The organism is Agrobacterium tumefaciens (assembly GCF_017726655.1).
GTDB lineage: Bacteria > Pseudomonadota > Alphaproteobacteria > Rhizobiales > Rhizobiaceae > Agrobacterium > Agrobacterium tumefaciens_B.
Genome location: NZ_CP072309.1, coordinates 351,975 through 374,057, shown reverse-complemented (window position 1 = coordinate 374,057; position 22,083 = coordinate 351,975). Strand labels below are relative to the sequence as shown.

Annotated in this window: 25 protein-coding genes and 1 tRNA gene; 12 read left to right on the top strand and 14 right to left on the bottom strand. The window is 59.0% G+C overall.

From position 1 onward, the window contains the following. Positions 1-5 precede the first annotated feature (5 nt). The 5 genes from AT6N2_RS15875 to AT6N2_RS15855 form a co-directional block, all read right to left on the bottom strand. The gene (locus tag AT6N2_RS15875; protein WP_063950107.1) at positions 6-254 is read right to left on the bottom strand and encodes a sulfurtransferase TusA family protein; all 249 of its coding nucleotides are present in this window, start codon (positions 252-254) and stop codon (positions 6-8) included. Next, positions 251-1,549 (bottom strand): L,D-transpeptidase family protein, encoded by a 1,299-nt coding sequence (locus AT6N2_RS15870; protein ID WP_063950106.1) that lies wholly within the window; start codon positions 1,547-1,549, stop codon positions 251-253. Before AT6N2_RS15870 ends, AT6N2_RS15875 begins: the two co-directional genes overlap by 4 nt. Positions 1,550-1,844: 295 nt before the next feature. Then, positions 1,845-2,798: an acetyl-CoA carboxylase carboxyltransferase subunit alpha gene (locus tag AT6N2_RS15865; protein WP_209090162.1), complete on the bottom strand. Its 954-nt coding sequence runs from the start codon at positions 2,796-2,798 to the stop codon at positions 1,845-1,847. 62 nt (positions 2,799-2,860) lie between these two features. Continuing rightward, the gene (gene xerD / locus AT6N2_RS15860) at positions 2,861-3,847 is read right to left on the bottom strand and encodes a site-specific tyrosine recombinase XerD (protein ID WP_063950104.1); all 987 of its coding nucleotides are present in this window, start codon (positions 3,845-3,847) and stop codon (positions 2,861-2,863) included. After that, positions 3,844-4,017 (bottom strand): hypothetical protein, encoded by a 174-nt coding sequence (locus tag AT6N2_RS15855; protein WP_063950103.1) that lies wholly within the window; start codon positions 4,015-4,017, stop codon positions 3,844-3,846. The genes xerD and AT6N2_RS15855 overlap by 4 nt, the downstream gene beginning before the upstream one ends. 186 nt (positions 4,018-4,203) lie before the next feature. Here AT6N2_RS15855 and AT6N2_RS15850 point away from each other — a divergent pair, with 186 nt between their 5' ends. Together AT6N2_RS15850 and aroB are read left to right on the top strand one after the other, a co-directional pair. After that, positions 4,204-4,785 carry a shikimate kinase gene (locus AT6N2_RS15850; RefSeq protein ID WP_063950102.1) on the top strand — a complete coding sequence of 194 codons (582 nt, stop codon included), beginning with the start codon at positions 4,204-4,206 and terminating at the stop codon, positions 4,783-4,785. A gap of 5 nt (positions 4,786-4,790) precedes the next feature. Then, complete coding sequence (aroB, locus tag AT6N2_RS15845; protein ID WP_063950101.1) at positions 4,791-5,924, top strand: 3-dehydroquinate synthase; 1,134 nt, start codon at positions 4,791-4,793, stop codon at positions 5,922-5,924. Positions 5,925-5,969: 45 nt separating this feature from the next. Here aroB and AT6N2_RS15840 read toward each other — a convergent pair whose 3' ends face one another. After that, entirely contained in the window at positions 5,970-6,251 is a 282-nt protein-coding gene (locus AT6N2_RS15840; RefSeq protein ID WP_004445674.1) for a BolA family protein, read from the bottom strand. A gap of 115 nt (positions 6,252-6,366) precedes the next feature. On the opposite strand from AT6N2_RS15840, the gene AT6N2_RS15835 reads away from it, so the two are divergent. From AT6N2_RS15835 to AT6N2_RS15820, 4 genes are all read left to right on the top strand, one after another. Then, on the top strand, positions 6,367-7,002 hold the full coding sequence (locus AT6N2_RS15835) for a J domain-containing protein (protein ID WP_063950175.1): 636 nt from the start codon (positions 6,367-6,369) through the stop codon (positions 7,000-7,002). 68 nt (positions 7,003-7,070) lie between these two features. Continuing rightward, a complete protein-coding gene (gene cobS / locus AT6N2_RS15830) occupies positions 7,071-8,060 on the top strand; it encodes a cobaltochelatase subunit CobS (RefSeq protein WP_003523293.1) in 990 nt (329 codons plus the stop codon). 106 nt (positions 8,061-8,166) lie between these two features. Continuing rightward, positions 8,167-10,071 (top strand): cobaltochelatase subunit CobT, encoded by a 1,905-nt coding sequence (gene cobT / locus AT6N2_RS15825; protein WP_063950100.1) that lies wholly within the window; start codon positions 8,167-8,169, stop codon positions 10,069-10,071. Between the two features lie 37 nt (positions 10,072-10,108). Beyond that, positions 10,109-11,083, top strand: a complete 975-nt coding sequence (locus tag AT6N2_RS15820) for an esterase-like activity of phytase family protein (RefSeq protein ID WP_063950099.1) — start codon at positions 10,109-10,111, stop codon at positions 11,081-11,083. Between the two features lie 3 nt (positions 11,084-11,086). On the opposite strand, the gene AT6N2_RS15815 is transcribed toward AT6N2_RS15820, so the two are convergent. The 3 genes from AT6N2_RS15815 to rpmB all read right to left on the bottom strand — a co-directional run bounded on the left by AT6N2_RS15815 (position 11,087) and on the right by rpmB (position 12,624). Then, positions 11,087-11,422: a pentapeptide repeat-containing protein gene (locus tag AT6N2_RS15815; RefSeq protein ID WP_063950098.1), complete on the bottom strand. Its 336-nt coding sequence runs from the start codon at positions 11,420-11,422 to the stop codon at positions 11,087-11,089. 110 nt (positions 11,423-11,532) lie between these two features. Beyond that, entirely contained in the window at positions 11,533-12,171 is a 639-nt protein-coding gene (locus AT6N2_RS15810; RefSeq protein ID WP_063950097.1) for a queuosine precursor transporter, read from the bottom strand. Positions 12,172-12,333: 162 nt separating this feature from the next. Then, complete coding sequence (gene rpmB / locus AT6N2_RS15805) at positions 12,334-12,624, bottom strand: 50S ribosomal protein L28 (RefSeq protein WP_003509888.1); 291 nt, start codon at positions 12,622-12,624, stop codon at positions 12,334-12,336. Between rpmB and AT6N2_RS15800 the strand changes: the two genes are divergently transcribed. Further along, a complete protein-coding gene (locus AT6N2_RS15800; protein ID WP_144577628.1) occupies positions 12,623-12,841 on the top strand; it encodes a hypothetical protein in 219 nt (72 codons plus the stop codon). The genes rpmB and AT6N2_RS15800 overlap by 2 nt on opposite strands. A gap of 35 nt (positions 12,842-12,876) precedes the next feature. Further along, positions 12,877-13,650 (top strand): DUF3108 domain-containing protein, encoded by a 774-nt coding sequence (locus AT6N2_RS15795; RefSeq protein ID WP_063950096.1) that lies wholly within the window; start codon positions 12,877-12,879, stop codon positions 13,648-13,650. A 107-nt stretch (positions 13,651-13,757) separates the two neighbouring features. Here the strand turns inward: AT6N2_RS15795 and AT6N2_RS15790 are convergent, their stop codons facing one another. Further along, positions 13,758-14,198: a cupin domain-containing protein gene (locus AT6N2_RS15790; protein WP_063950095.1), complete on the bottom strand. Its 441-nt coding sequence runs from the start codon at positions 14,196-14,198 to the stop codon at positions 13,758-13,760. Continuing rightward, complete coding sequence (gloB, locus tag AT6N2_RS15785) at positions 14,198-14,968, bottom strand: hydroxyacylglutathione hydrolase (protein ID WP_063950174.1); 771 nt, start codon at positions 14,966-14,968, stop codon at positions 14,198-14,200. The genes AT6N2_RS15790 and gloB overlap by 1 nt, the downstream gene beginning before the upstream one ends. Before the next feature lie 105 nt (positions 14,969-15,073). Here gloB and AT6N2_RS15780 point away from each other — a divergent pair, with 105 nt between their 5' ends. The 3 genes from AT6N2_RS15780 to AT6N2_RS15770 all read left to right on the top strand — a co-directional run bounded on the left by AT6N2_RS15780 (position 15,074) and on the right by AT6N2_RS15770 (position 17,955). Next, complete coding sequence (locus tag AT6N2_RS15780; protein WP_063950094.1) at positions 15,074-15,835, top strand: class I SAM-dependent methyltransferase; 762 nt, start codon at positions 15,074-15,076, stop codon at positions 15,833-15,835. An 84-nt stretch (positions 15,836-15,919) separates the two neighbouring features. Continuing rightward, the gene (gene hisC, locus AT6N2_RS15775) at positions 15,920-17,026 is read left to right on the top strand and encodes a histidinol-phosphate transaminase (protein ID WP_063950093.1); all 1,107 of its coding nucleotides are present in this window, start codon (positions 15,920-15,922) and stop codon (positions 17,024-17,026) included. Next, the gene (locus tag AT6N2_RS15770) at positions 17,026-17,955 is read left to right on the top strand and encodes a prephenate/arogenate dehydrogenase family protein (RefSeq protein ID WP_063950092.1); all 930 of its coding nucleotides are present in this window, start codon (positions 17,026-17,028) and stop codon (positions 17,953-17,955) included. Before hisC ends, AT6N2_RS15770 begins: the two co-directional genes overlap by 1 nt. Before the next feature lie 198 nt (positions 17,956-18,153). Here the strand turns inward: AT6N2_RS15770 and AT6N2_RS15765 are convergent. Then, positions 18,154-18,238, bottom strand: a tRNA-Leu gene (locus AT6N2_RS15765). Between the two features lie 362 nt (positions 18,239-18,600). Here AT6N2_RS15765 and uppQ point away from each other — a divergent pair. Then, complete coding sequence (gene uppQ, locus AT6N2_RS15760; RefSeq protein ID WP_063950091.1) at positions 18,601-19,284, top strand: polysaccharide biosynthesis GNAT family N-acetyltransferase UppQ; 684 nt, start codon at positions 18,601-18,603, stop codon at positions 19,282-19,284. 51 nt (positions 19,285-19,335) lie between these two features. Here the strand turns inward: uppQ and AT6N2_RS15755 are convergent, their stop codons facing one another. Continuing rightward, positions 19,336-20,607 carry a GNAT family N-acetyltransferase gene (locus AT6N2_RS15755; protein ID WP_063950090.1) on the bottom strand — a complete coding sequence of 424 codons (1,272 nt, stop codon included), beginning with the start codon at positions 20,605-20,607 and terminating at the stop codon, positions 19,336-19,338. A gap of 8 nt (positions 20,608-20,615) precedes the next feature. After that, a complete protein-coding gene (uppV, locus tag AT6N2_RS15750) occupies positions 20,616-22,031 on the bottom strand; it encodes a Wzx-type polysaccharide biosynthesis protein UppV (RefSeq protein ID WP_063950089.1) in 1,416 nt (471 codons plus the stop codon). Between the last annotated feature and the right edge of the window lie 52 nt (positions 22,032-22,083).

Genomic DNA, 22,083 nt, shown 5'->3' with positions numbered 1-22,083 from the left:
CCGCGTCAAAAGGCGTCCTGCCCGCCCTTCACAATCCGAAACCGATGGCCCTTATCCAGCGCCGTCGTCTCCACCAGACGATGCCCATCCTCATTGCACATATGCGCAATATCGATCACCGCCAAAGGATCGGTCGTCTCGACGGTGAGAACATCCCCCGTTTTCAGCGTTGCGAGCTTCTTGCGGCTTCTCAAAACCGGAAGGGGGCATTTAAGCCCCCTCAAATCATAGACGATATCGTTCGTCGCGGTCATTCCTTGGCCCAGAACTTCCAGAACGGCTTCTTTTCGGGTGCTTCCGGCGCCGGGGCACCGGAATAGGCAAGTGGGTTCATGGCTGGCACCGGAACGCTCTGGGCAGAAGCGCCAGTCTGGCCGGCTGCTGCAGGCGTAGCCGAGGCAACCATTGTCGGGGTAGCTGGGGCGGGATTCGATTGCGGCGCCGTGGCCGGTTGGGTAGCGGAAGGACGAGGGCCACGCAGCGCCGAGGCGGTTGCGGTGGTCGCTGGCGAAGACGACGTCACCTGCTGCGCCTTCTTCTCCATCAGCGCGGCATATTCCGTTTCCTTCATCAACTTGCCGGCCTTCAGCGCCGAGCCGGTCGGGGCATAGGCGGGTTCGCGGCCTTTGCGCTTTTCCGCCACCAGCGCCTTGCGCTCGGCTTCGCTCGGGTCGTACCAAGCCATGCCTTCATATTTCTTCATCGCCTTTTCATAGGCGAGATCGTAGGTCTTCTCATAGCTCGAAAGCGCGCTCACGAGCGCGGGCGGTGTGCTCATTGGCGGGCACTGGGCCGATGCGTTGAAGCTGCCGCCTTCGGTTTGCTGGTTGAAGACGTATTTCTTCTCGCAGACATTCACTTCGGGCGGACGTTTGGTGACTTCGAAATTGTCGTAGCCGACCTTCAGCATCTTCCAGAATTCGAGGTGCTCGCTCTTGCGATGACGGGCCATGTTTTCCGCCGTCATGCGGAAAGGAAATGCCTGCAGCTGAACCGTCTTCTGGCCGCCCTTGAAGGCATCGCGGGCAAAACCGTAGATTTCCAGAATCTGCGCATCCGTCATCGAATAGCAGCCTGACGATGAGCAGGCGCCGTGGATCATCAAATTGGTGCCGTTGCGGCCATTGGCAGCGTCGTAGCGGTTCGGGAAGCCGGTATTGATGGCGAGATAATATTTCGAATTCGGGTTCAGATGCGCGGGGGTGAGGTTGTAGAAACCTTCGGGCGCCTGCCGGTCGCCTTCTTTTACCTTGGGGCCGAGTTTTCCAGACCATGCACAGATTTGGTATTCGGCAATCTTGTCAAAACGGTTGTCGCGCTTGGCCTTCCAGATTTCGAGCGCACCTTCTTCCTTGAAGATGCGGATCATGATCGGCGATGTGCGGTCCATGCCCTTCTTGTCGATCTCGGCCAGAATGGACGGAGACAGTGGGTAATCGACCTTGTTCTTGATGTGCGACACATCCCGCTCGACGGTTTCGAGCGTGTCGTTGCATCCGGCAAGAACGAGCGCGGTACAGGCAAGAAGTGCAAAATGTGTCAAACGCATGATCTGATCCGAAAGACGATGGCACGAATTGACGGCAGTTCTATACCGTTCCGTGTGCAATTTAAATACGGTATTAACCGTTTACATCTTCTTAACTGAAATCGGATCCGCCCCCGCGGCGACCGATCCATCTTTTGATGTGACCGGACTATGGCCGAGTTGGGGCGATAGCGGCGGAAATTAAGGCCGGAGTCAAATTGTTCTGGCTTTCCTTCGAGCCGCCAAAACAATCTGACTCTTTCTTTAGACGCTTTTTCCGGACGTAAAACCGCTGTGCGCTTTTACTGGAAATGGTCTAGAGGTTACGGCCGATATCCAGGAATTTCTGGCGGCGTTCGGCCCGCAGCTGCGTGCCCGAGCGCTGGGAAAGGTCGGCCAGAGCCCTGGCGATAACGTCACCCGTCGCGTTGATGACGGTTTCGGGAGCCCGGTGCGCGCCACCGATCGGTTCCGGAATGATCCCGTCGATGACGCCCAGCGATTTCAGATCTTCCGAGGTGATCTTCATGTTGGTCGCGGCTTCCTTGGCGCGGGTCGAATCGCGCCAGAGGATGGAAGCGGCGCCTTCCGGCGAGATCACCGAATAGATCGCATGTTCAAGCATGTAGACGCGGTTGCCTGTAGCGATCGCGATCGCGCCGCCCGAGCCGCCTTCACCGATGACGACGGAGACGATCGGCACCTTCACGTTCAGGCACATTTCCGTCGAGCGGGCGATGGCTTCGGCCTGACCGCGCTCTTCAGCGCCGACGCCGGGATAAGCGCCGGCCGTATCGATGAGCGTGACGACCGGCAGCGAGAAGCGGTCGGCCAGTTCGAGAACGCGGATCGCCTTGCGGTAACCTTCCGGGCGCGGGCTGCCGAAATTGTGCTTCAGGCGGCTCTTGGTGTCATTGCCCTTTTCCTGGCCGATGATGGCGACGGGCTGTCCGTTGAAACGGGCAAGACCGGCCTGAATGGCGGCGTCTTCGGAAAATTTGCGGTCGCCGGCAAGTGGCGTGAAATCCGTGAACAGCGCCTTGGCGTAATCGACGAAATGCGGGCGCTGCGGATGGCGCGCGACCTGCGTTTTCTGCCAGGCGTTCAGCTTGGAATAGATGTCCTGCATCGCGTCGTTGACGCGCGATTCCAGGCGGTTGATCTCCTCCGAGGTGTCTATGCTCTCGTCTTCATCGGCAAGCTTCTTCAGCTCGATGATCTTGCCTTCAAGGTCCGAGATAGGTTTTTCGAAGTCGAGATAATTGTGCATGAGATCCGTTTCCGATCGTTTTGCGCAAGGTTTGACCGGGTTATCCGGCGGTTCCGGTCGCTCTAATCAAGGTTTTTGCCCTGTTTGGCAAGGGGGTGATGTGTTTGTACCAGCTCTTGCAGCCGTTCTTCCAATACATGTGTATAGATTTGTGTCGTGGAAATGTCGGAATGGCCGAGCAGTTCCTGCACCGCACGCAGATCCGCACCGTTCTGCAAGAGGTGGCTTGCAAAGGCATGACGCAACACGTGCGGCGACACTGCAGAAGGAGAAAGGCCGGCCCGCATGGCGATCTCCTTGAGGTCACGGGCGAAGACTTGGCGGGGCAAGTGGCCTTCTTTGCTGTTGGACGGGAAGAGCCACGGGCTGTCCGCAACGTCCGCCTTTTTCGGCGCCTTGCCGTTTTCGCGTAACAGCGCCTTTCGGGCAGCCTCGTATTTTTCCATCGCCTCGATCGCCGCTCGGGAAAGAAGAACCATCCTGTCCTTGTTGCCCTTGCCGCGGATCATCAGGAAACGCCCTTCCTGACGCAGCACCTTGACCGGCAGAGAAACCAGTTCGCTGACACGCATGCCGGTTGCATAAAGCAGTTCGAGAAGCAGATGCATGCGGATGCGGGCGAGCTGGCCGGGACCCTCCGTTGCTGCCTCTTGCGCCGCAAGGCCCAGAAGCCTGTTCACGTCTGCGACGCTCATCGTCTTCGGCAGGGCAAGGCCCCTCTTGGGCGCATCGATGATCCCGGTCGGGTCGTCGCTGCGCAGTCCTTCCGAATAGAGGAAGCGATAGAATTGCCGCATGGATGACAAGCGGCGCGCCTGGGAGGTCGCGGCAAAACCTTGGGCGGACAGGTGGGTCAGATAAGCGGAGAGATCAGGCGTCTGGGCCTCTGTCAGAGATTGGCCGCGACCACCAAGAAATTCCCGAAGATCCGTCAAGTCACGCTCGTAGGATGCGAGCGTGTTGGTGGCGGCACCCCGCTCGGCGCTCATCATTTCCAGAAAGCTTTCAAGCCGCGCGCCGTCGCGCCCTGCCAACTGGCGTTCGCTCATGGGGTGCGCCGCGCCGGTTCTGTCGCCGGCGGGTTCAGCCGCTCGGAGGGAATACGCACGGTCACTTCGCGGTCGCGGGGCTGAACGACCATGACAAGCAGCACCATGCCGCCATAGATCAGCCCCGCGATGGTCGCCAGTATCATCGTGAAGCGGAAGAGGGTGGGCATGGCGGCTCCGTGCAGGTGGCGATCAAACGTATATGCGGTGCGGCGAAAGCGGCGACAAGATCAAATTGCAAGCTCCGTCCACGCCGCATGCGGCGATCATTGTGATTCACCGCCATTCAGGCAGCAATTTGGCTTGACGCTTCGTAAACATTTGCAGATATCCATGCCAAACGGGCTTTCAAATTTATGAATGAAACGAATTTATCCGTCCCGGCCACACTCGGGGAGCAAGCGCGGGCAAGGCTCGGACGGCGAAACATCGTCTTCGTCGGGCTGATGGGGGCTGGAAAATCGGCAGTGGGCCGCATGGTCGCCCAGCAGCTCAGGGTTCCTTTCATTGATACGGATGTCGAGATCGAGCGCGTGTCGCGCATGACGATTTCGGAGCTTTTTGCCACCTATGGGGAAGAGGAATTCCGGGCGCTGGAAACGCGGGTCATCAAGCGCCTGCTGCGTGGCGGTCCCAAGGTCGTCTCGACGGGCGGCGGCGCCTTCATCAACGACAATACCCGCGCTCATATCAGGCGGGGCGGCATTTCGCTGTGGCTGAAAGCCGATCTTGAGGTTCTGTGGGAGAGGGTCAACAAGCGTGACCATCGCCCGTTACTGAAGACGGAAAACCCCAAGGCTACGCTCGCTGCCCTGATGGAGAAGCGCTATCCGATCTATGCGGAGGCCGACATCACCATTGAATCTCGTGATGTTCGCAAGGAAATCATCGCTACCGAAGTGCTGACGGCTATTGCCGGCTTTAAACAGAAAGACTGACCACCATGACGCCTTCCGAAATCCATGCCGATGAACGTCTCGTCCACGTGCCGCTTGGCGAGCGCGCGTATGACATTCTGATCGGGGCGGGATTGATCGGCAGGGCAGGCGGTGAAATCTCGGCACGGCTTAAGGGTAAACGCGCGGCGATCGTCACGGACGAGCATGTCGCGCCGCTTTATCTCGAAGGTCTCATGGACGGATTGCAGACGGATGGCATCGAGGCCGTCTCGCTGACCCTGCCGGCAGGTGAAAAGACCAAGAGCTTCGAGCATCTCATGACGGTCTGCGATGCAGTTCTCGCTGCACGCGTGGAGCGCAACGATGCGGTGATCGCGCTGGGCGGCGGCGTGATCGGCGATCTCGCTGGTTTTGCGGCAGGCATTGTGCGCCGCGGCGTCCGCTTCGTGCAGATACCGACCTCGCTTCTGTCGCAGGTCGATTCCTCCGTCGGTGGCAAGACCGGCATCAACAGCCGCCACGGCAAGAACCTTCTCGGTGTTTTTCACCAGCCTGATCTGGTCCTGGCCGATACGGCGGTGCTCGATACGCTCAGTCCGCGCGAGTTCCGCGCCGGCTACGCCGAAGTCGTCAAGTACGGTCTGATCGACAAGCCGGATTTCTTCTTCTGGCTGGAAAAGAACTGGGACGAAATCCGCACCGGCGGCCCCGCTCGCATTCAGGCGATTGCGACGAGTTGCCAGGCGAAGGCAGATGTTGTCGTGGCCGACGAGAAGGAAAATGGCGTGCGCGCCCTTCTGAATCTCGGCCATACCTTCGGTCACGCGCTGGAAGCGGCAACCAATTACGATAGCACGCGGCTGGTGCACGGCGAAGGCGTCGCCATCGGCATGGTGCTGGCCCACCAGTTCTCCGCTCGCCTCAACCTCGCCAGCCCTGACGATGCCGCGCGCGTCGAGGCGCATCTGAAGGCTGTCGGGTTGCCAACGACAATGAAGGATATTCCCGGCGAATTGCCGCCGGTCGAGACGCTGATGGCGGCGATCGCGCAGGATAAAAAGGTCAAGGGCGGCAAGCTCACCTTCATCCTCACCCACGGCATTGGCCAGTCCTTCGTGGCGGATGATGTGGCGGCGTCCGAGGTGCAGTCATTCCTGTCGGAGAAGCATCCGGGGTGAACTAACACGAAGGGGCTTGCTCCCGGCTCTGGTGACAACCTTAGCCTAGAACCTCACCGCTTCCCCGGGCGCAGCTGCCTCGATCGCGAGCGCATGCAGCCCAGCGTCGAGTTCCGGCTTCAAAAGCGCGTTGATTGCCCGGTGCCGTTCGATGCGGGACTTGCCGGAAAAGCTCTCCGACACTATCTGGACACGCATATGCGTTTCGCCGGTACCTGTGATATCGGGCTGGTGGCCCGCATGCATCTGGCTTTCATCGACGACCCTCAGGCGCTCCGGTGAAAAGCTTTCCCGAAGCTTGGTTTCTATGCGCTCTCGCAGAGACATTCGAAGGGCTCCAATTCTGTTTGCCGGTCTTTGAAGGGGGCTCCCTAAAAGCCTGTAACATTCCTTTTTGTCAATTCTTGTTGTGCGGCTTTTCGCACCCCATAATCAGGGCATCATGAAACTGGATTCGAAATATTTCGATCGCATCCGCACGCGCCGGAAAAGGGAGCGGGAACCTGAGGTTCAGGCCCCTGTCTGCCAGTGGGACGGATGCGACAAGCCGGGCGTTCACCGGGCACCCGTCGGCCGCAATGCCGAGGGGCAATTCTTCCTGTTCTGTTTTGAACACGTGAAGGAATATAATAAAGGCTATAACTATTTTTCGGGCCTTTCCGACAGCGAGATCGCTCGTTACCAGAAGGAAGCGATCACAGGCCATCGCCCCACCTGGACGGTGGGCGTCAACAAGACTGCGCGTGACAGCCCGCTGCATTCCACGCTGCGCTCCGGTTCGGCCAGCGGCAATGCGCGTATTCGCGATCCTTTCGGCTTTACCGGCGGTTTTGCCGGCGGCGGGCGGGCAGGCGGCACCCGCATGCAGCAGGACCGCAAGCTCAAGACGCTGGAGGCAAAAGCCTTCGATACCCTCGGCCTTGCGGCCAGCGCAAAGCAGGAAGACATAAAAAGGCGCTATAAGGAGCTTGTCAAAAAGCACCATCCTGATGCTAATGGTGGCGATCGTGGTTCGGAAGAGCGTTTTCGGGCTGTTGTTCAAGCATATCAATTGTTAAAGCAGTCAGGTTTCTGCTAAGCCAACTTACGTGTTTACCGCCTGATTGATGATGTGGCCGGGTGGCTGCCGCCCGCCTTGGAGACGTGATGAGCAAAATCGACCTTGATATTTCCAACCTGCCCGACACGACAGTGTCCGTGCGGGAGGTTTTCGGCATTGATACGGATCTGCGGGTTCCCGCCTATTCCCAGGGCGACGCCTATGTACCGGACCTCGATCCCGACTATCTTTTCGACCGCGACACGACGCTCGCGATCCTTGCCGGTTTTGCTCACAACCGACGTGTCATGGTCTCCGGCTTCCACGGCACGGGTAAATCCACCCATATCGAGCAGGTGGCTGCGCGCCTCAACTGGCCCTGCGTTCGCGTCAACCTCGACAGCCATGTCAGCCGTATCGATCTCGTCGGCAAGGACGCCATCGTGCTTAAAGACGGCAAGCAGGTCACCGAATTCAAGGACGGCATCCTGCCCTGGGCCTACCAGCACAATGTCGCGCTCGTCTTCGATGAATACGACGCTGGTCGCCCGGACGTGATGTTCGTTATCCAGCGCGTGCTGGAATCTTCCGGCCGCCTGACCCTGCTCGACCAGAGCCGCGTTATCCGTCCTCACCCCGCCTTCCGCATCTTCGCGACCGCCAACACGGTGGGCCTTGGTGATACGACCGGCCTTTACCACGGCACGCAGCAGATCAACCAGGCGCAGATGGACCGCTGGTCCATCGTCACCACGCTGAACTACCTGCCGCATGAGCAGGAAGTGAACATCATCGCCGCCAAGGTGAAGAGCTTCGACAATCCAAAGGGGCGCGAAACCGTATCCAAGATGGTGCGCGTCGCCGATCTAACCCGTTCTGCCTTCATCAATGGCGACCTTTCCACCGTCATGAGCCCGCGTACCGTCATCACCTGGGCTGAGAATGCGGAAATCTTCGGCGATCTCGCCTTTGCCTTCCGCGTGACCTTCCTCAACAAGTGTGACGAGCTGGAGCGCACGCTGGTGGCCGAACAGTATCAGCGCGCTTTCGGCGTCGAGCTTAAGGAAAGCGCCGCGAACATCGTTCTGAGCGCCTGATCGTCCCCGGCTTGTCCGGAGATGATTTCGATGACTTGAAGACGTCGCGTGGCCGCGTATCGATTGATGGGCGGTCACGGTGCGTCGACAATTGACAGGAAAGACAATGGCAGCGCGTGGCGACAATTCCAGACCGAAACCGGGTACGGCTGTTGATACCGAGCCGTTGCGTCAGGCAATTGCCGGATGCGTGCGATCAGTCGCCGGTGATGCTGAAGTCGAGGTCGTTTTCGCCAATGAACGGCCAGGTCTTGCCGGCGAGCGCATGCGCCTGCCGGAAATCTCCAAGAAGCCGACCGCGCAGGAAATCGCGATAACCCGTGGCCTCGGTGATTCCATGGCGCTGCGTTTGGCCTGCCACGATGCCGACACGCACGCGGTGATGTCGCCGCAGGGCGCTGAAGCGCGGCTGATTTTCGATGCTGTCGAGCAGGCGCGCGTCGAATCCATCGGCGCACTGCGCATGCCGGGCATGGCTTCCAACATTCACGCCATGAACACGGAAAAATATGCCAAGGCGAATTTCGCCGGCATTACGAAACAGGATGACGCCCCTCTTGCCGAAGCAGTTTCACTGCTGGTGCGCGAGAAGCTGACAGGCGAAAAGCCGCCGGAAAGTGCCGGCAAGGTCCTAGACCTCTGGCGGGATTTCATCGAAGACAAGGCTGCCGGCGACCTTAACGATCTTTCCAAGGTGATCGGCGACCAGAAGGCGTTTTCGCGTCTGGTGCGCAAGATGCTGACCTCGATGCAGATGGCGGAGGATTTCGGCGACGAGGATAACGAGCCGGAAAGCCAGGAAGCGGAGTCCAACGAGGACCAGCCGCGCACCAACGAGACCGAGGAAGAGCAGGTCGAGGAAGAGGCCGGCTCCGACGCGACGCCCGCCGATGAAAACGAGGCCTCGCAGGAGGAAATGGAAGAAGGCGAGATGGACGGCGCCGAGATGTCGGATGAGGAAATGTCCGACGATCTCGACGAGGATTCCGAAACGCCCGGCGAGACCCGCCGTCCCAACAGCCCCTTCGACGACTTCAACGAGAAGGTCGACTACCGTATCTTCAGCCAGGAATTCGACGAGGAAATCCATGCCGAGGAACTGTGCGACGACGCGGAGTTGGACCGCCTGCGCGCTTTCCTCGATAAGCAGCTTGCTCATCTCCAGGGTGCCGTCGGACGATTGGCGAACCGTCTCCAGCGCCGCCTGATGGCGCAGCAGAACCGTTCCTGGGATTTCGATCTGGAAGAGGGGTACCTCGATCCGGCCCGTCTCGTGCGGCTTATCATCGACCCGATGCAGCCGCTTTCCTTCAAGAAGGAACGCGACACCAAATTCCGCGACACCGTGGTTTCGCTGGTCATCGACAATTCCGGTTCGATGCGCGGCCGTCCGATCACGGTTGCCGCCACCTGCGCCGATATTCTGGCGCGTACGCTGGAGCGCTCGGGTGTGAAGGTGGAAATCCTCGGCTTTACCACCAAGGCGTGGAAGGGTGGACAATCGCGCGAGCAATGGCTTGCCAGTGGCAAGCCAGCTTCCCCTGGCCGCCTTAACGATCTGCGCCACATCATCTACAAGTCGGCGGATGCGCCGTGGCGGCGCGCACGGCGCAATCTCGGCCTGATGATGCGCGAAGGTCTGCTCAAGGAAAACATCGATGGCGAAGCGTTGATGTGGGCGCATAACCGTCTGATCGGCCGTCCCGAGCAGCGCAAGATCATGATGATGATCTCGGACGGTGCGCCGGTCGATGATTCGACCCTGTCGGTCAATCCGGGCAATTATCTGGAACGGCATCTGCGCGCTGTGATCGAGCAGATCGAGACACGGTCGCCGGTTGAGTTGCTGGCAATCGGTATCGGCCACGACGTGACACGTTATTATCGCCGCGCCGTCACCATTGTTGACGCAGATGAACTGGCTGGCGCGATGACCGAGCAGTTGGCAGCTCTCTTCGAGGATACGAGCAGCGCTTCCGGTTCGTCGCGCAGGCTCCGCCGTGCGGGATAAGCAAGGCCGGACTTCCACCCCTCGCGGGATTCTGTCGATGGCCGCTGTCATGGCGGTCACGCTGTTTCCGGTGTCGATCGGCGCTTCTACTATCGATGTGCCGGTCAGCGTTCGCCAGTTCTCCGGCTTCGAGGTCGGCACGAGCGCGAAACGCTTCGGCAAACTGGAATTCATCGGCGGCATGGTGATGAGCTCGCCGGAGAAATTGTTCGGTGCGATATCCTCCATTCGGTTCCGCCCCAACGGTGAGGACTTTGTTGCGGTGCTGGACACCGGTCATTGGTTGACGGGCCGGGTCACCCGCGATGCGGTGGGTGCGCTGTCTGGCGTTGCCGAGACCCGTATCGCGCCGATGCTGGACATGAGCGGTCGCGAACCGCCACGCAAGATGGACATGGATGCCGAGGGCCTCGCGTTGCGTGACGGCAAGGTTTTCGTGAGTTACGAGCAACGCCACAGGATCGATATTTATGCCGATCCGGGATTTCTCTCTGCAAAACCGGTTGGGCGATTGCCTCACCTCATCCCCAATGACGAGTTGCGCCACAATGGCGGCTTGGAAACGCTGGCGGTATCGCCGAGCGCGTCGCCACTCGGTGGCGCTCTCGTTGTCGTTGCGGAAAAAAGCATCGATGCGGATGGCAATCTTCTCGCGGCAATCCTGGAGGGACCGCTGAAAGGCGCCTTCGCCGTTACCCACCATCCCTCGTTCGATGTCACAGACGGCGCGTTCCTGCCCAATGGCGACCTCTTGCTGCTCGAACGCCGCTTCAATTTTGCCGAAGGTGTGGGCATGCGCATCCGCCGCCTGCGTGGCGCTGATATCCGGCCCGGCGCGGTCGTGGACGGCGAAATCCTGCTCGAGGCAGGCATGGCCTACCAGATCGATAACATGGAAGGCATGGACATCGTGAAGGATGCGGACGGCTCTACGCGCCTCATCATCGTGTCCGACGACAACCACTCATTCCTCCAGCGCAACCTGATGCTGGAGTTCAAGCTGGTTGAGTGAGTATCAAGCTTGCTCTTTAGCCGCTTTGTAAGCAGCCAGGAGATCCTCGACAGGAATGCCGTCGATCTTCATGCCTGTCATTCGGCAGGCCGATATGTGGGCGCCGGATAGATTTGAATTGGTGAGCTTAAGACCCGTCAAATTGACGTCATCAATCGACCAGCCGGACATGTTGCTGTCGGTGAACGAGGCACCCGAAAGGTTGATATTGTTGAAGCGTGTACCGGCCAAATTGACGTTATTGAATGCTGTTCCCGACAAATTGACATCGTCGAAGGTGGAACCGGAAAGGGTGGCGCTGGTTGCGTTCAAAACGTCGATCCGGTCCTTGATCTGCATGCTGAACGCCTCCAAACTTCACCACGAATGGGAGATTGCACAGCCATCCGTGGATTTGCAAGCGTGATTTGGTCCAGGGTTCTTGGTCGCAAATCCGCTGACGGAAAATGTCAGCTTTCTTTAACGGGTCCAGGCATCGGCTTCAGCGTGTTCATCAGCGCGCCGTAAGGCAGGAGCATGACGAGGCCGACGAGAACCTTAACCGAAAGGTCGCCCATTGCCCAGGAAATCCAGCGGGGGGCTTCCGTGGCGAAGACGCCGAGCACGGGCGCGTTTTCAATGGCGAAGGCGTCATTCGGGCCGACAAAGGAGAAGCTTGCCGCAAAGGCGATCGAGAAGAACAGCGCCGTGTCCAGCACCGAGCCCAGCATGGAGCCCGCAAGTGGCGCATGCCACCAGCGCTGACGGCGCAGGCGATTGAACACGGAAATATCCAGCAATTGGCCGATCAGATAGGCGGTTCCGGAAGCGACAGCGATTCGCGGAATGGAGGTCCAGAAGGAGAGCGTGACGCCGACGATGAAGCCGGCAAATACGACGCGGCGTGCGATGGATGGTCCAAACTGGCGATTCGTGAGATCGGTGACAAGGAAGGCAACCGGATAGGTGAAGGCGCCCCAAGTCAGAAGATCACCGAGGTTGATACCAAACAGCGAGCCCGACAGCGGGTACTGCACCAGAATATTGGACGCCACGACGACGAGCGTCATCAGCAGCACATAGATCAGCGTGTAGCGAAGATAGGGCATTTTTTTATCCTGGGTGATGCCACCAGTTGGAGCCAAACATTGCGCCGACATCCAAAGCGGTTGTCGCAAAACGCGATGCACGTGAAATCTTGAATAAACAAAAGGCTTGAGCGGCAAAAGCCATTCAAGCCCTCTGAATATCAGATAATGTCGAAGCCGCTATTAAGCAGCTTCAGCCGTCTTCTTGGCGATCTGGCGGCGCAGGAGACGAGCGCGCATGCTCAGTTCGTTTTCGCCGGACTTCAGAAGGAAGGCATCGAGACCGCCACGGTGTTCAACCGAGCGCAGAGCGGCTGCGGAAACACGCAGACGGAAGCGCTGGCCGAGAGCATCGGAGATCAACGTGACCTGGCAGAGGTTCGGAAGGAACCGGCGCTTGGTCTTGTTGTTGGCGTGGCTGACGTTGTTGCCCGTCTGGACGCCCTTGCCGGTCAATTCGCATACACGGGACATGGGTACACCTATTTCGTTTCGTCTGTTTCACCACTGGCTCACCACCGGCAAAACCGGGCTGGCGATCCAACTGGCCATGATTGGAAAGTTGCGGTTCTATAGTCAGACGAGACCAAACAGTCAAGCCGCTCGCGATCAAATCAAAGGAAATTCCGGCGTTTTCAACCGTCGTCCGCTTTTTTATTGCCACAAGTCAGCGTATATGATCGCCCGATAAGGCCGCTTCCGCGCCTCTTGTAAGGTGATATCAAAATGATTGCCAGAGGAAAAAGCATTTTCATGGCCGCTACCATGGCGCTCGCAGGCGTTTCGCCTTTGTTCGCCGCCGAAGCGCGCCACACGAGCGAATATAGTATCAATCTCGGCATTTTGCCGATCGCAAGGGCGAGCTTTTCGACTCGCATGGATGGACCGAATTACTCGATCTCAGGCTCCTTCAGCGCCGCGGGCCTTGCCAGCGTTCTGAAGGACATTTCCGGAAAAACGACCGTTTCCGGCGCCAAGCGCGGCCATCGCCTGCAGGCCAACGAATATTCGCTGGTCTACAAGGACGGCAAGCGGGTGCGCACCTATGACGTCGTCTATCGTAACGGTAATGTCACATCGACGACGGTAAAACCGGAGCCGAAGCCCCGGCCGGACAACTGGGTCGAAGTGAAGGATCGCGACCTTCGCTCGGTTCTCGATCCGATCTCCGGGCTGATCATTCCAGCCGGCGGCCGCATCTGCCCGACTCGCCTGCCAATCTATGACGGCGAGTCGCGACTCGATCTCGTGTTGAGCTCGAGCGGCACGAAACCATTCAAGACGAACGGCTTCAGCGGCGACGCAATCGTCTGCAAGGCGAGATACGTGCCGAAGTCGGGTTACCGGCAGGGTCGCAAGGACATCGAGTACCTGAAATCAATCTCCATGGAGATCTGGTTCGCCAAGTCGAACAATATGGATGTCTACGCGCCCGTCTACGCCGTCATTCCGACACGGGTGGGACAGGTGTACATCACCGCTACGAAGTATGGTGGCTGACGAAAGCTGATGGTGGCGTAAAAAACAGATGCTGCCGTGTATTTCTTCTCCCCGCTGGGAAAAGAAGCGAGTGGCATCCGCTCATTTGACGGGCAATGCGCTGAGAATCACAGCGCATCTCCCGGCGACCAGTCGGGATCGGCCATGACGAAGCTCGAGAAGACAAAGCCCGGCGAGACGGTGCAGCCGACGAGCGTAAAGTCGCCGAGACTTTCAGCCGATTGCCAGCAATCGGCTGGTACGATGACCTGCGGGCGCTCGCCGGCCAGGATGTCCGCACCGAGCGTGAAGGTCTGCACTTCCCGGCCGTCCTGCGAAAGATGAAGCGCGATTGGCGCCCCGGCATAATAGTGCCAAACCTCCACCGCATCCGTCACCCGATGCCAGTGAGAGCGGTCGCCTTTTTCGAGGAGATAATAGATCGCGGTGGAGTGGCCGCGCTCACTGCCGGCCTTGTCGCGGAAAGTCTGGTGGTAGAAGCCGCCCTCGGGATGTGGCTCCAGCCCAAGTTCACGAATGATGGCCTGGGCTGACAAATCGCTCGTCATCAGAAGTTGTCCTTGCGCGTGCGGATTTCCGCAAAGACGTCGGCATCGCTGACGCCCTCAAGCCCCAGATGTTTGCGAATACCAGCATCCGCGACCCGCATATAAGGGTTGGTCTGTTTCTCAAGCGCTATGGTCGTCGGGATCGTGAACTCGTTTGCCTGCCGCGCCTTTTCCACGTGCTCCGCACGGTCGCGCAGCGCAGCATTGTCAGGATCGACCGTCAGGGCAAAACGGGCATTGCTCAGCGTGTATTCGTGGCCAAAATAGACCTTGGTGTCGTCAGGAAGGACCATGAGCTTCTGGAAGGAATGCCACATATCCGCAGCCGGGCGTTCAAACAGGCGGCCGCAGCCCATGGCGAAAAGCGTGTCGGCCGCAAATAGCAGGCCGTCGTCCGGCAGGTAATAACAGATGTGCCCGGCGGTGTGGCCGGGTGTCGAAATGACCTGAACCCGACGTCCGGCAAATTCGAATTCGTCGCCATCGGCCTGAGAGCGGTCGAGGCCGGGTATGGCCACCGCCTCATCATAAGGGCCGTGAATTTCGCACTGGAATCGGTCCTTCAATGCAAGATTAGCCTCGACGTGATCCTGATGATGGTGGGTGGTAAAAATATGGGTGAGCTTCCAGCCGTGGCCGTCGAGCGCTTGCAGAATCGGGCCTTCTTCCGGCGCGTCGATTGCGGCGGTCGCCCCGCTTACCGGGTCGTGGAGCAGAACGCCGAAATTATCGCTGCGGCACAGAAAGACGTCTATTTCCAAAGCTTTCATCATATCCTCTCCATTTGCCGGCAAGAACCGGCGCATTCGTCCGCCTGTCCTTCTATGTAGGGCCAGACGCCTTGAAGTCCAACTGCCTGATGCTACATTCTCGCCATGAATACCGATATCGTCGATCTGCGCGAATTCTACCATTCTTCGCTTGGCCGCTCTGCCGAGCAGGCGATCACCATGGCGCTTTCGACGCTGTGGCCGCCTTTGCCGGAGGAACGGTTGGTCGGTCTTGGATACGCCGTGCCTTTTCTGGACCGTTTTCGACACGATACGGAACGCACCTTTGCATTCATGCCGGCGGGGCAGGGTGCTGTGAACTGGCCAGCGAGTGAGCTTTCCTCCACGGCACTGGTGTTCGATGAGGAACTGCCGTTGCCCGATTCGTCGATCGATCGGGTGTTAATGGTTCATGCGCTTGAATTTGCCGAAAATCCTCGCGAGAGCCTGAAGGAGATATGGCGGGTGCTGGCGCCCGGTGGCCGTCTTGTCATCGTGGTGCCGAACCGGCGTGGTGTCTGGGCACGGATGGAGCATACGCCCTTTGGCTCCGGCCGGCCTTATTCCCGCGGGCAGCTGACCGCCCTGCTGCGCGAGACGAATTTCACGCCCGGCGCCACCGCCGAGGCGCTGTTTTTCCCACCGACGACCAGTCGGCCGGTGTTGAAATTCCGCCGATACCTCGAACATACCGGCCGGCGTCTCTGGCCACTATTTTCCGGTGTCATCGTGGTGGAAGCGCAAAAACGCCTCTATCAGGGATTGCCCGTCACACAGCGCGCGTCCCGGCGGGTTTTCGTGCCCGTGCTTGCGCCACAGGGCGTGCCCACAACACGCACGGCGGCAAGCCAGGGAAAGCCGCGCTGACCCTCGACAAAGCGCCCATTCCGGTCTAATGCCTCCGGCATTGTTGTTGCCGGGTTCTCCGGCGTTTTTCCAAAGGTCGATCAAATGAGTGCAGAGCTTAGCCAACCTGTTCCGCGTCCGGGTATTCTGGATATCGCCGCTTATGTTCCCGGCAAGGAACATGTGGACGGCGTTGCGAAGGTTTATAAGCTCTCTTCCAACGAAACGCCGCTTGGGCCGAGCCCGAAGGCGATCGAAGCTTTCGGGACGGCCGCGAGCCATCTGGAAATTTATCCTGACGGGCAGGCGGTCGCGTTGCGTCAGGCAATTGCCGATGTCCATGGTCTCAACATCGCGAATATCATGTGCGGCAATGGTTCGGACGAACTGCTTGGCCTGCTGTGCCACGTCTATCTGGGCACGGGCGATGAGGCGATCATCACCGAGCACGGCTTCCTCGTCTACAAGATCCAGATCATGGGCGCCGGTGCAACCCCGGTCTCGGTGAAGGAAAAGGATTGCGCTGTCGATGTCGATGCGATCCTTGGCGCCGTCACGCCAAAGACCAAGATGGTGTTCATCGCCAACCCAGGCAACCCCACCGGAACCTATGTTCCCGTGACCGAAATTCGCCGTCTTCAGGCCAACCTGCCGAAGCACGTTCTGCTGGTGCTGGATGCGGCTTATGCCGAATATGTGCGCAAGAACGATTATGAGGCTGGTCTTGAGCTTGTCTCCGGCAACCACAATGTGGTGATGACCCGCACCTTCTCGAAGGTCTACGGTCTCGCGGCCCTGCGCGTTGGCTGGATGTACGGCCCGGCCGCCATCATCGATGCGCTGAACCGGGTGCGCGGCCCGTTCAACATGAGCGCGCCGGCTATCGCTGCCGGTGCTGCTGCGATCCGCGACCAGTCCTTTGTCGAAAAGGCTGTCGCGCACAATGCACTGTGGATGGAAAAGCTGGTGACGACCTTCACAGGCCTTGGCCTCACCGTCACACCCTCCGTCACCAACTTCATCCTCATCCACTTCCCGGATCAGGACGGCAAGCGGGCAGCGGACGCCGATGAATTCCTGAGCCGTCGCGGTTACATCCTGCGGGCTGTCCGCGGTTACGGCTTCCCGAACGCGCTCAGGATGACCATAGGTTCCGAAGAGGCCAATCTTGGCGTCATTGCAGCGCTGACCGAGTTTATGGGGCAGGCGTAATGGCTGATTTCATGTTCCAGCGCATCGCGCTGATCGGGATTGGGCTCATCGGCTCGTCTATTGCCCGCGATATCAAGGAATCGGCGCTTGCTCGCGAAGTGACGATTTCCACCCGCAGTGAGGACACGCTGAAACGGGCTGAAGAACTGGCGCTCGGCACGGATTACACCGTTTCGGCGGCAGAAGCGGCTGATGATGCCGACCTGGTCATCGTCTCGGTCCCGGTCGGTGCGTCGGAAATGGTCGCAAAGCAGATCGCGCCGCACCTCAAGCCGGGCGCGATCGTCACCGATGTCGGCTCCACCAAAGCCTCGGTCATCGCGCAGATGGCCCCGCACATGCCTGATCACGTGCATTTCATTCCAGGCCATCCGCTGGCCGGCACGGAAAAGTCCGGTCCGGACGCAGGCTTTGCCGGCCTGTTCCGCGATCGCTGGTGCATCTTTACGCCGCTGCCGGGAACGGACGCTGAAGCGCTGGAAAAGCTGAAGGATTTCTGGCGGGCGCTGGGGTCGCGGGTTGATGAAATGGATGCCGAACACCACGACAAGGTTCTGGCAATCGTTTCGCATCTGCCGCATATCATCGCCTACAACATCGTGGGCACGGCGGATGATCTTGAAACGGTGACGGAATCGGAAGTAATCAAATATTCCGCCTCTGGCTTCCGTGACTTCACCCGCCTCGCGGCCTCCGACCCAACGATGTGGCGCGATGTCTGCCTGCACAACAAGGATGCCATCCTTGAGATGCTGGCCCGATTCTCCGAAGACCTCGCCTCCCTGCAGAGAGCGATTCGCTGGGGTGAGGGCGACAAGCTGTTCGAACTCTTCTCCCGCACCCGCGCCATCCGCCGCTCCATCGTGCAAGCGGGCCAGGACGTCGACGCCCCAGACTTCGGTCGTCACGCGCTGGATCAGAAGAAGTAGTGTCAAATCGGCCGCTTTGGGTGTGATATTCAGCTTGCTGGGACGCCGGGGCGAATCCGCACCGGCACACACCTTTTGCTATAAACAATCAAGTGATTGACGAGCGGCAATGTAAACTGTCGAACTTTTTTAAGCGGCGCAACATGCTTGGGCCCTTCGGCCCAGAAACGCAGAAAAATCAATGTGATTTTCAGGTAATGGTACCCCAAGCCGGGATCGAACCAGCACTCCTTTCGGAACCGCATTTTGAGTGCGGCGCGTCTACCAATTCCGCCATTGGGGCAACGGTGGTAATGCCACGGCGTCTATCATGGTCGAGGCCATGCGTGCAACCCCAAAAGCTGGAAATCTGATGCTCATGAAAATGGTTGGGTAGGTCGGGCGCGCTCTCGGTTTGGCCAACGCCCCGCGCAAATCGGCGAGCCCCTTAACCCTGCTTTGCTAGGCGATGCGGCGTTCAGAGATCCGCGATTTGGAGGGTTCGTGGCGCGCTCTGTTTCAAAATGAAACACCTTTGATTGCGGAATTTCGATAATTTTAGAGATCTCTAATAAATTAGTATATACGCAATTGCTAATTGAACTTATACTGGTGTTGTGGGTTTTCCACGCGGGGAGGGAGCGGCTAACTCATATGGAGGAAATTATGAGGGCTTTTTCGCGTAACCTATTATTGTCTGCCTGCCTGATCTTGCCGGTCAACGCCCATGCGCTGGATATCGGGATCGGTGGCGAGAACGGAGTTAATGCCAGTGTGGGTGGTAATGGTACTGGTGGCCTGGGGGTCGGTGCCTCCGTTGGCGGCAGCGGCGGCATCAATGCCAACGCCGATGTCGGCGGCAGGAGCGGCGGCGGTCTAGGCGCTAATGTCAACGCCTCTGTCGGCGGCAGTAACGGCATCAATACAGACGTGAATGCATCGGTGGGTGGTTCGAGCGGTATCAATGCTGGCGTGAACGCATCGGTCGGTGGTTCCAACGGTATCAATGCGAATGTCGGCGCTGGCGTTGGCGGATCGCGTGGAATAGGCGTTGATGTCGGGCTGGGAATTGGCGGCTCAGGCTCGTCGGGCAATCCGGGTAACCCCGGCAATCCCGGTAACCCGGGCAATCCTGGGAATCCCGGAAACCCGGGGATCGGAAACCCGAACAACCCCGGCAGGCCGGGCACGATGACGCCGCGCGCCATGCGTCAGGTTATCCAGTCTTACAACGACATGTCACGGACCGAGCGGATCAAGCTCGCCCGCCGTTGTGTCGATATTCTGGGTGGCGGATACGATGCGGCTCTGACGCAACTCTGCAAGATGATCCGGACTGCATCGCGGTAAGCGGTCGCTGGATCCGTCGCTAATCCGAAGGGCGCTCTGGCGTCCTTCGGCTCAATTGCCCTTACGACCGAAAGACAGGATCTTTTGCCGGAGGCTACGCGCCAGATTGCGGGTGTTGCGGTACATGTCCACCTGGGCGGAGACCTGTCGCACATCGCGGTCGCTATTCTGCGTCAGCCCGACAACGAGCGTGCCCATTTCCTGACGTTCCTGCCAGAAGCGGCTCATAATGGGGTGATCTGGCACCGCGCAGCTGTCACTGCGTAGGATATTGGCGTCGTCCAGATGCCAGTCGGTCAGTTTCTCCACCAGCAGCTTGCCGGGAGAGAACTGGGAATAGGTTTCGTCGAAGGCGGTCTTCCAGGTATAGGCCTCGCCGGCGGCGATGAAGACCACCATGGATGCGATGGCGCTTCCATTGAGGTCGATGGTGTGGATGCGCACTGCATCCGCTTCGGCCAGATTGGTGATCGCTTCGCGCGCGAAGGCGGCGCGATATCGGTCGTTGACGAGCGCGGTGCGCTTGCGTCCTTTCCAACCACTGGCCTCCAGCGCCAGGAACTCTTCCATCCGATAACGGACATCTTTTGGCTGCCGTGTGACGGTATAGGCGAGGGCGCCAAGTTTTTCGAGCTGGCGCCATTGCCGGTTCATCTCGCGCAGATGGTGCGGCGCCAGGGCGTTTCGCAGATAGGTTTTGCCATCCAGCAGGCTTTCCAGCATCGGCCTGTGATAGTTTCCCGTCGTCGTTACGGGCAGGTTGCGGCTAAGTGCGATGGCCCTGAACATGCGGGCAAAAGGCCCTTCCAACCGAACATCCGGTAAAACCAGCACGTTGGGCAGACGCATATTGGTGTCGGAGAGTGCATCGAAAAGATTGTCGAGGGTTTCCGCGGCCCCTTCGGTATCGACGAGCGGCGTGCCAAGCGGCCCGAACGGATTGGCCCAGACGCGAATAATGGAGGGCCCAATGGAAAAGCCCGGCTTCTCCAAGGTGAAGGGCATGAGAAACCGCATTCGGCTTCTGGCGCCATTCTCGTCGCGAATGAGGGCAAAACGAACGGACTTGTCCTCAATCCGAGGCATGGCAGGGGCGAGCAGGCGGCCGGTGAAGAAGACATTCGCTTCCATGACGCGGTTCGACAGAAAGTCGAGCTCTTCCTGCATTTCGTAGCCGAGTTGACCCGGATAGATACAGAACTCCCGTCCTTCGCGGCCAACGCGCCGGCTGCTGTCAGCCACGGGACGGTCACGCTCTGCAGACGCCATCAGTGCCGCGATGCGGGTGTCGCCAAAATCCGGATTGTTTGGATCACTGGACATGCTTGTCGTTACACCGTCTTCTGCGTGTTTTGACCCGCCCGGATATCGTTAAAGGCAAAAAGAACGATCCCGAGTGTGCGGCGGATGGCAATATGCAATAGCACAGCTTCGATGCACATGGCTATCGCCACCGCTGCCGCGGCCCCTGCGAGACCATAGACCGGAATGAGCGCCATGTTGAGTGCAATATTGCAACCGAAGATAATAATATAAAGAACAACGCACAATTTTTGTTTGCCGGCCATGTTCAACAATGTTTCTCCGGGCCCGATCAACGCCTTGGCGAGAAAGCCGGCAAAAAGGAAAAACATCAACGTGTAGCCTTGGACGAAGCCAGGACCAAAGAGCGACAGCAGGAAGGGACCGGCCAGAAGCACGACGCTGCCGACCGCAAGTGACGGCCAGAAGGCCCATCGTGCCGCCTGGCTGGAGAAAGCGGCAAGGCCAGGCCGGTCGTCAGCGGACATCAGGGCTGCCAGACGCGGAGCAGCGGCCGCCTGCACCGAGAAGAACACGAATTGCATCAGCACGATGGTCTTTGCCGCGGCGAAATAGATGCCGACCTGATCCGGCGGCAGATAAAGCCCGACGATCACGACATCCGAGTTGGTCATCAGGAAGCCGATGCCGTCGATCAGGAACATGGGAAAGGCGAACCTTATCCAGTGCCGGAAATAGACCCTGCGCATCGTGCTGCGGAAGTGGCTGTTGAGCCGCCGGTTCATGAAGAGAAAATGTGAAAGCGTGGTGACGTAGGTGGCAAGAAGGGCCGTAAGCATGGCGGTCGTTGCGGTTTTTTCCGCGCCGACACCGATCGCCACCATCATGAACAGCAGGATTAGCAGCGGACGAACGATATAGGTTGGGCTTAGCGCGGAAATTGCCCATCCGTTGGCCCGCGCCGTCCCGTTCAGCACATCGCCCAGCGCGACCATCGGCAGGGTAAACAGGGCCAGCGAAACGGGAATGAGATAATAAGCGGCGATCCTTTCGCCGAAGAGGTAAAGAAAAATGAAGCCGATGATCGCAACCACGCTGGCCGAGAGCATGGCGAAGACACGGGCGGTCGAGGTTAGACCCATGATCTTGTCATGCGCCCCTTCCAGACGGTAACCGGGTAAAAAGCGGATGACGGTGGTGTGGAAACCGAGGCAGGAAAGGTTGCCGAAGAGGATCACCAGCACCCAGACAAAGGCGAAAATGCCATACTCAAACTCTCCCATCACGCGGGCGAGGATGATCTGGGAGATGAAGGCGATGCCAGCGCTGACGATGCGCACCGCAAACGCCACCAGAGCCATGCGTTGCGCCCTGGACACCTCATCTGAACCGGAAAGCAGGATAGCCAGTTTTCCTAGCAGCGGCGATAGCGTCGCTCGCACGCCTGCGGGTAAGGCTTTTTCCGCCGCGCTGAGGAGAGCCATGATCCACACGCCATCATTTCCAGTTGAAAAGGCGTCTTGATCGTAAGCCGCT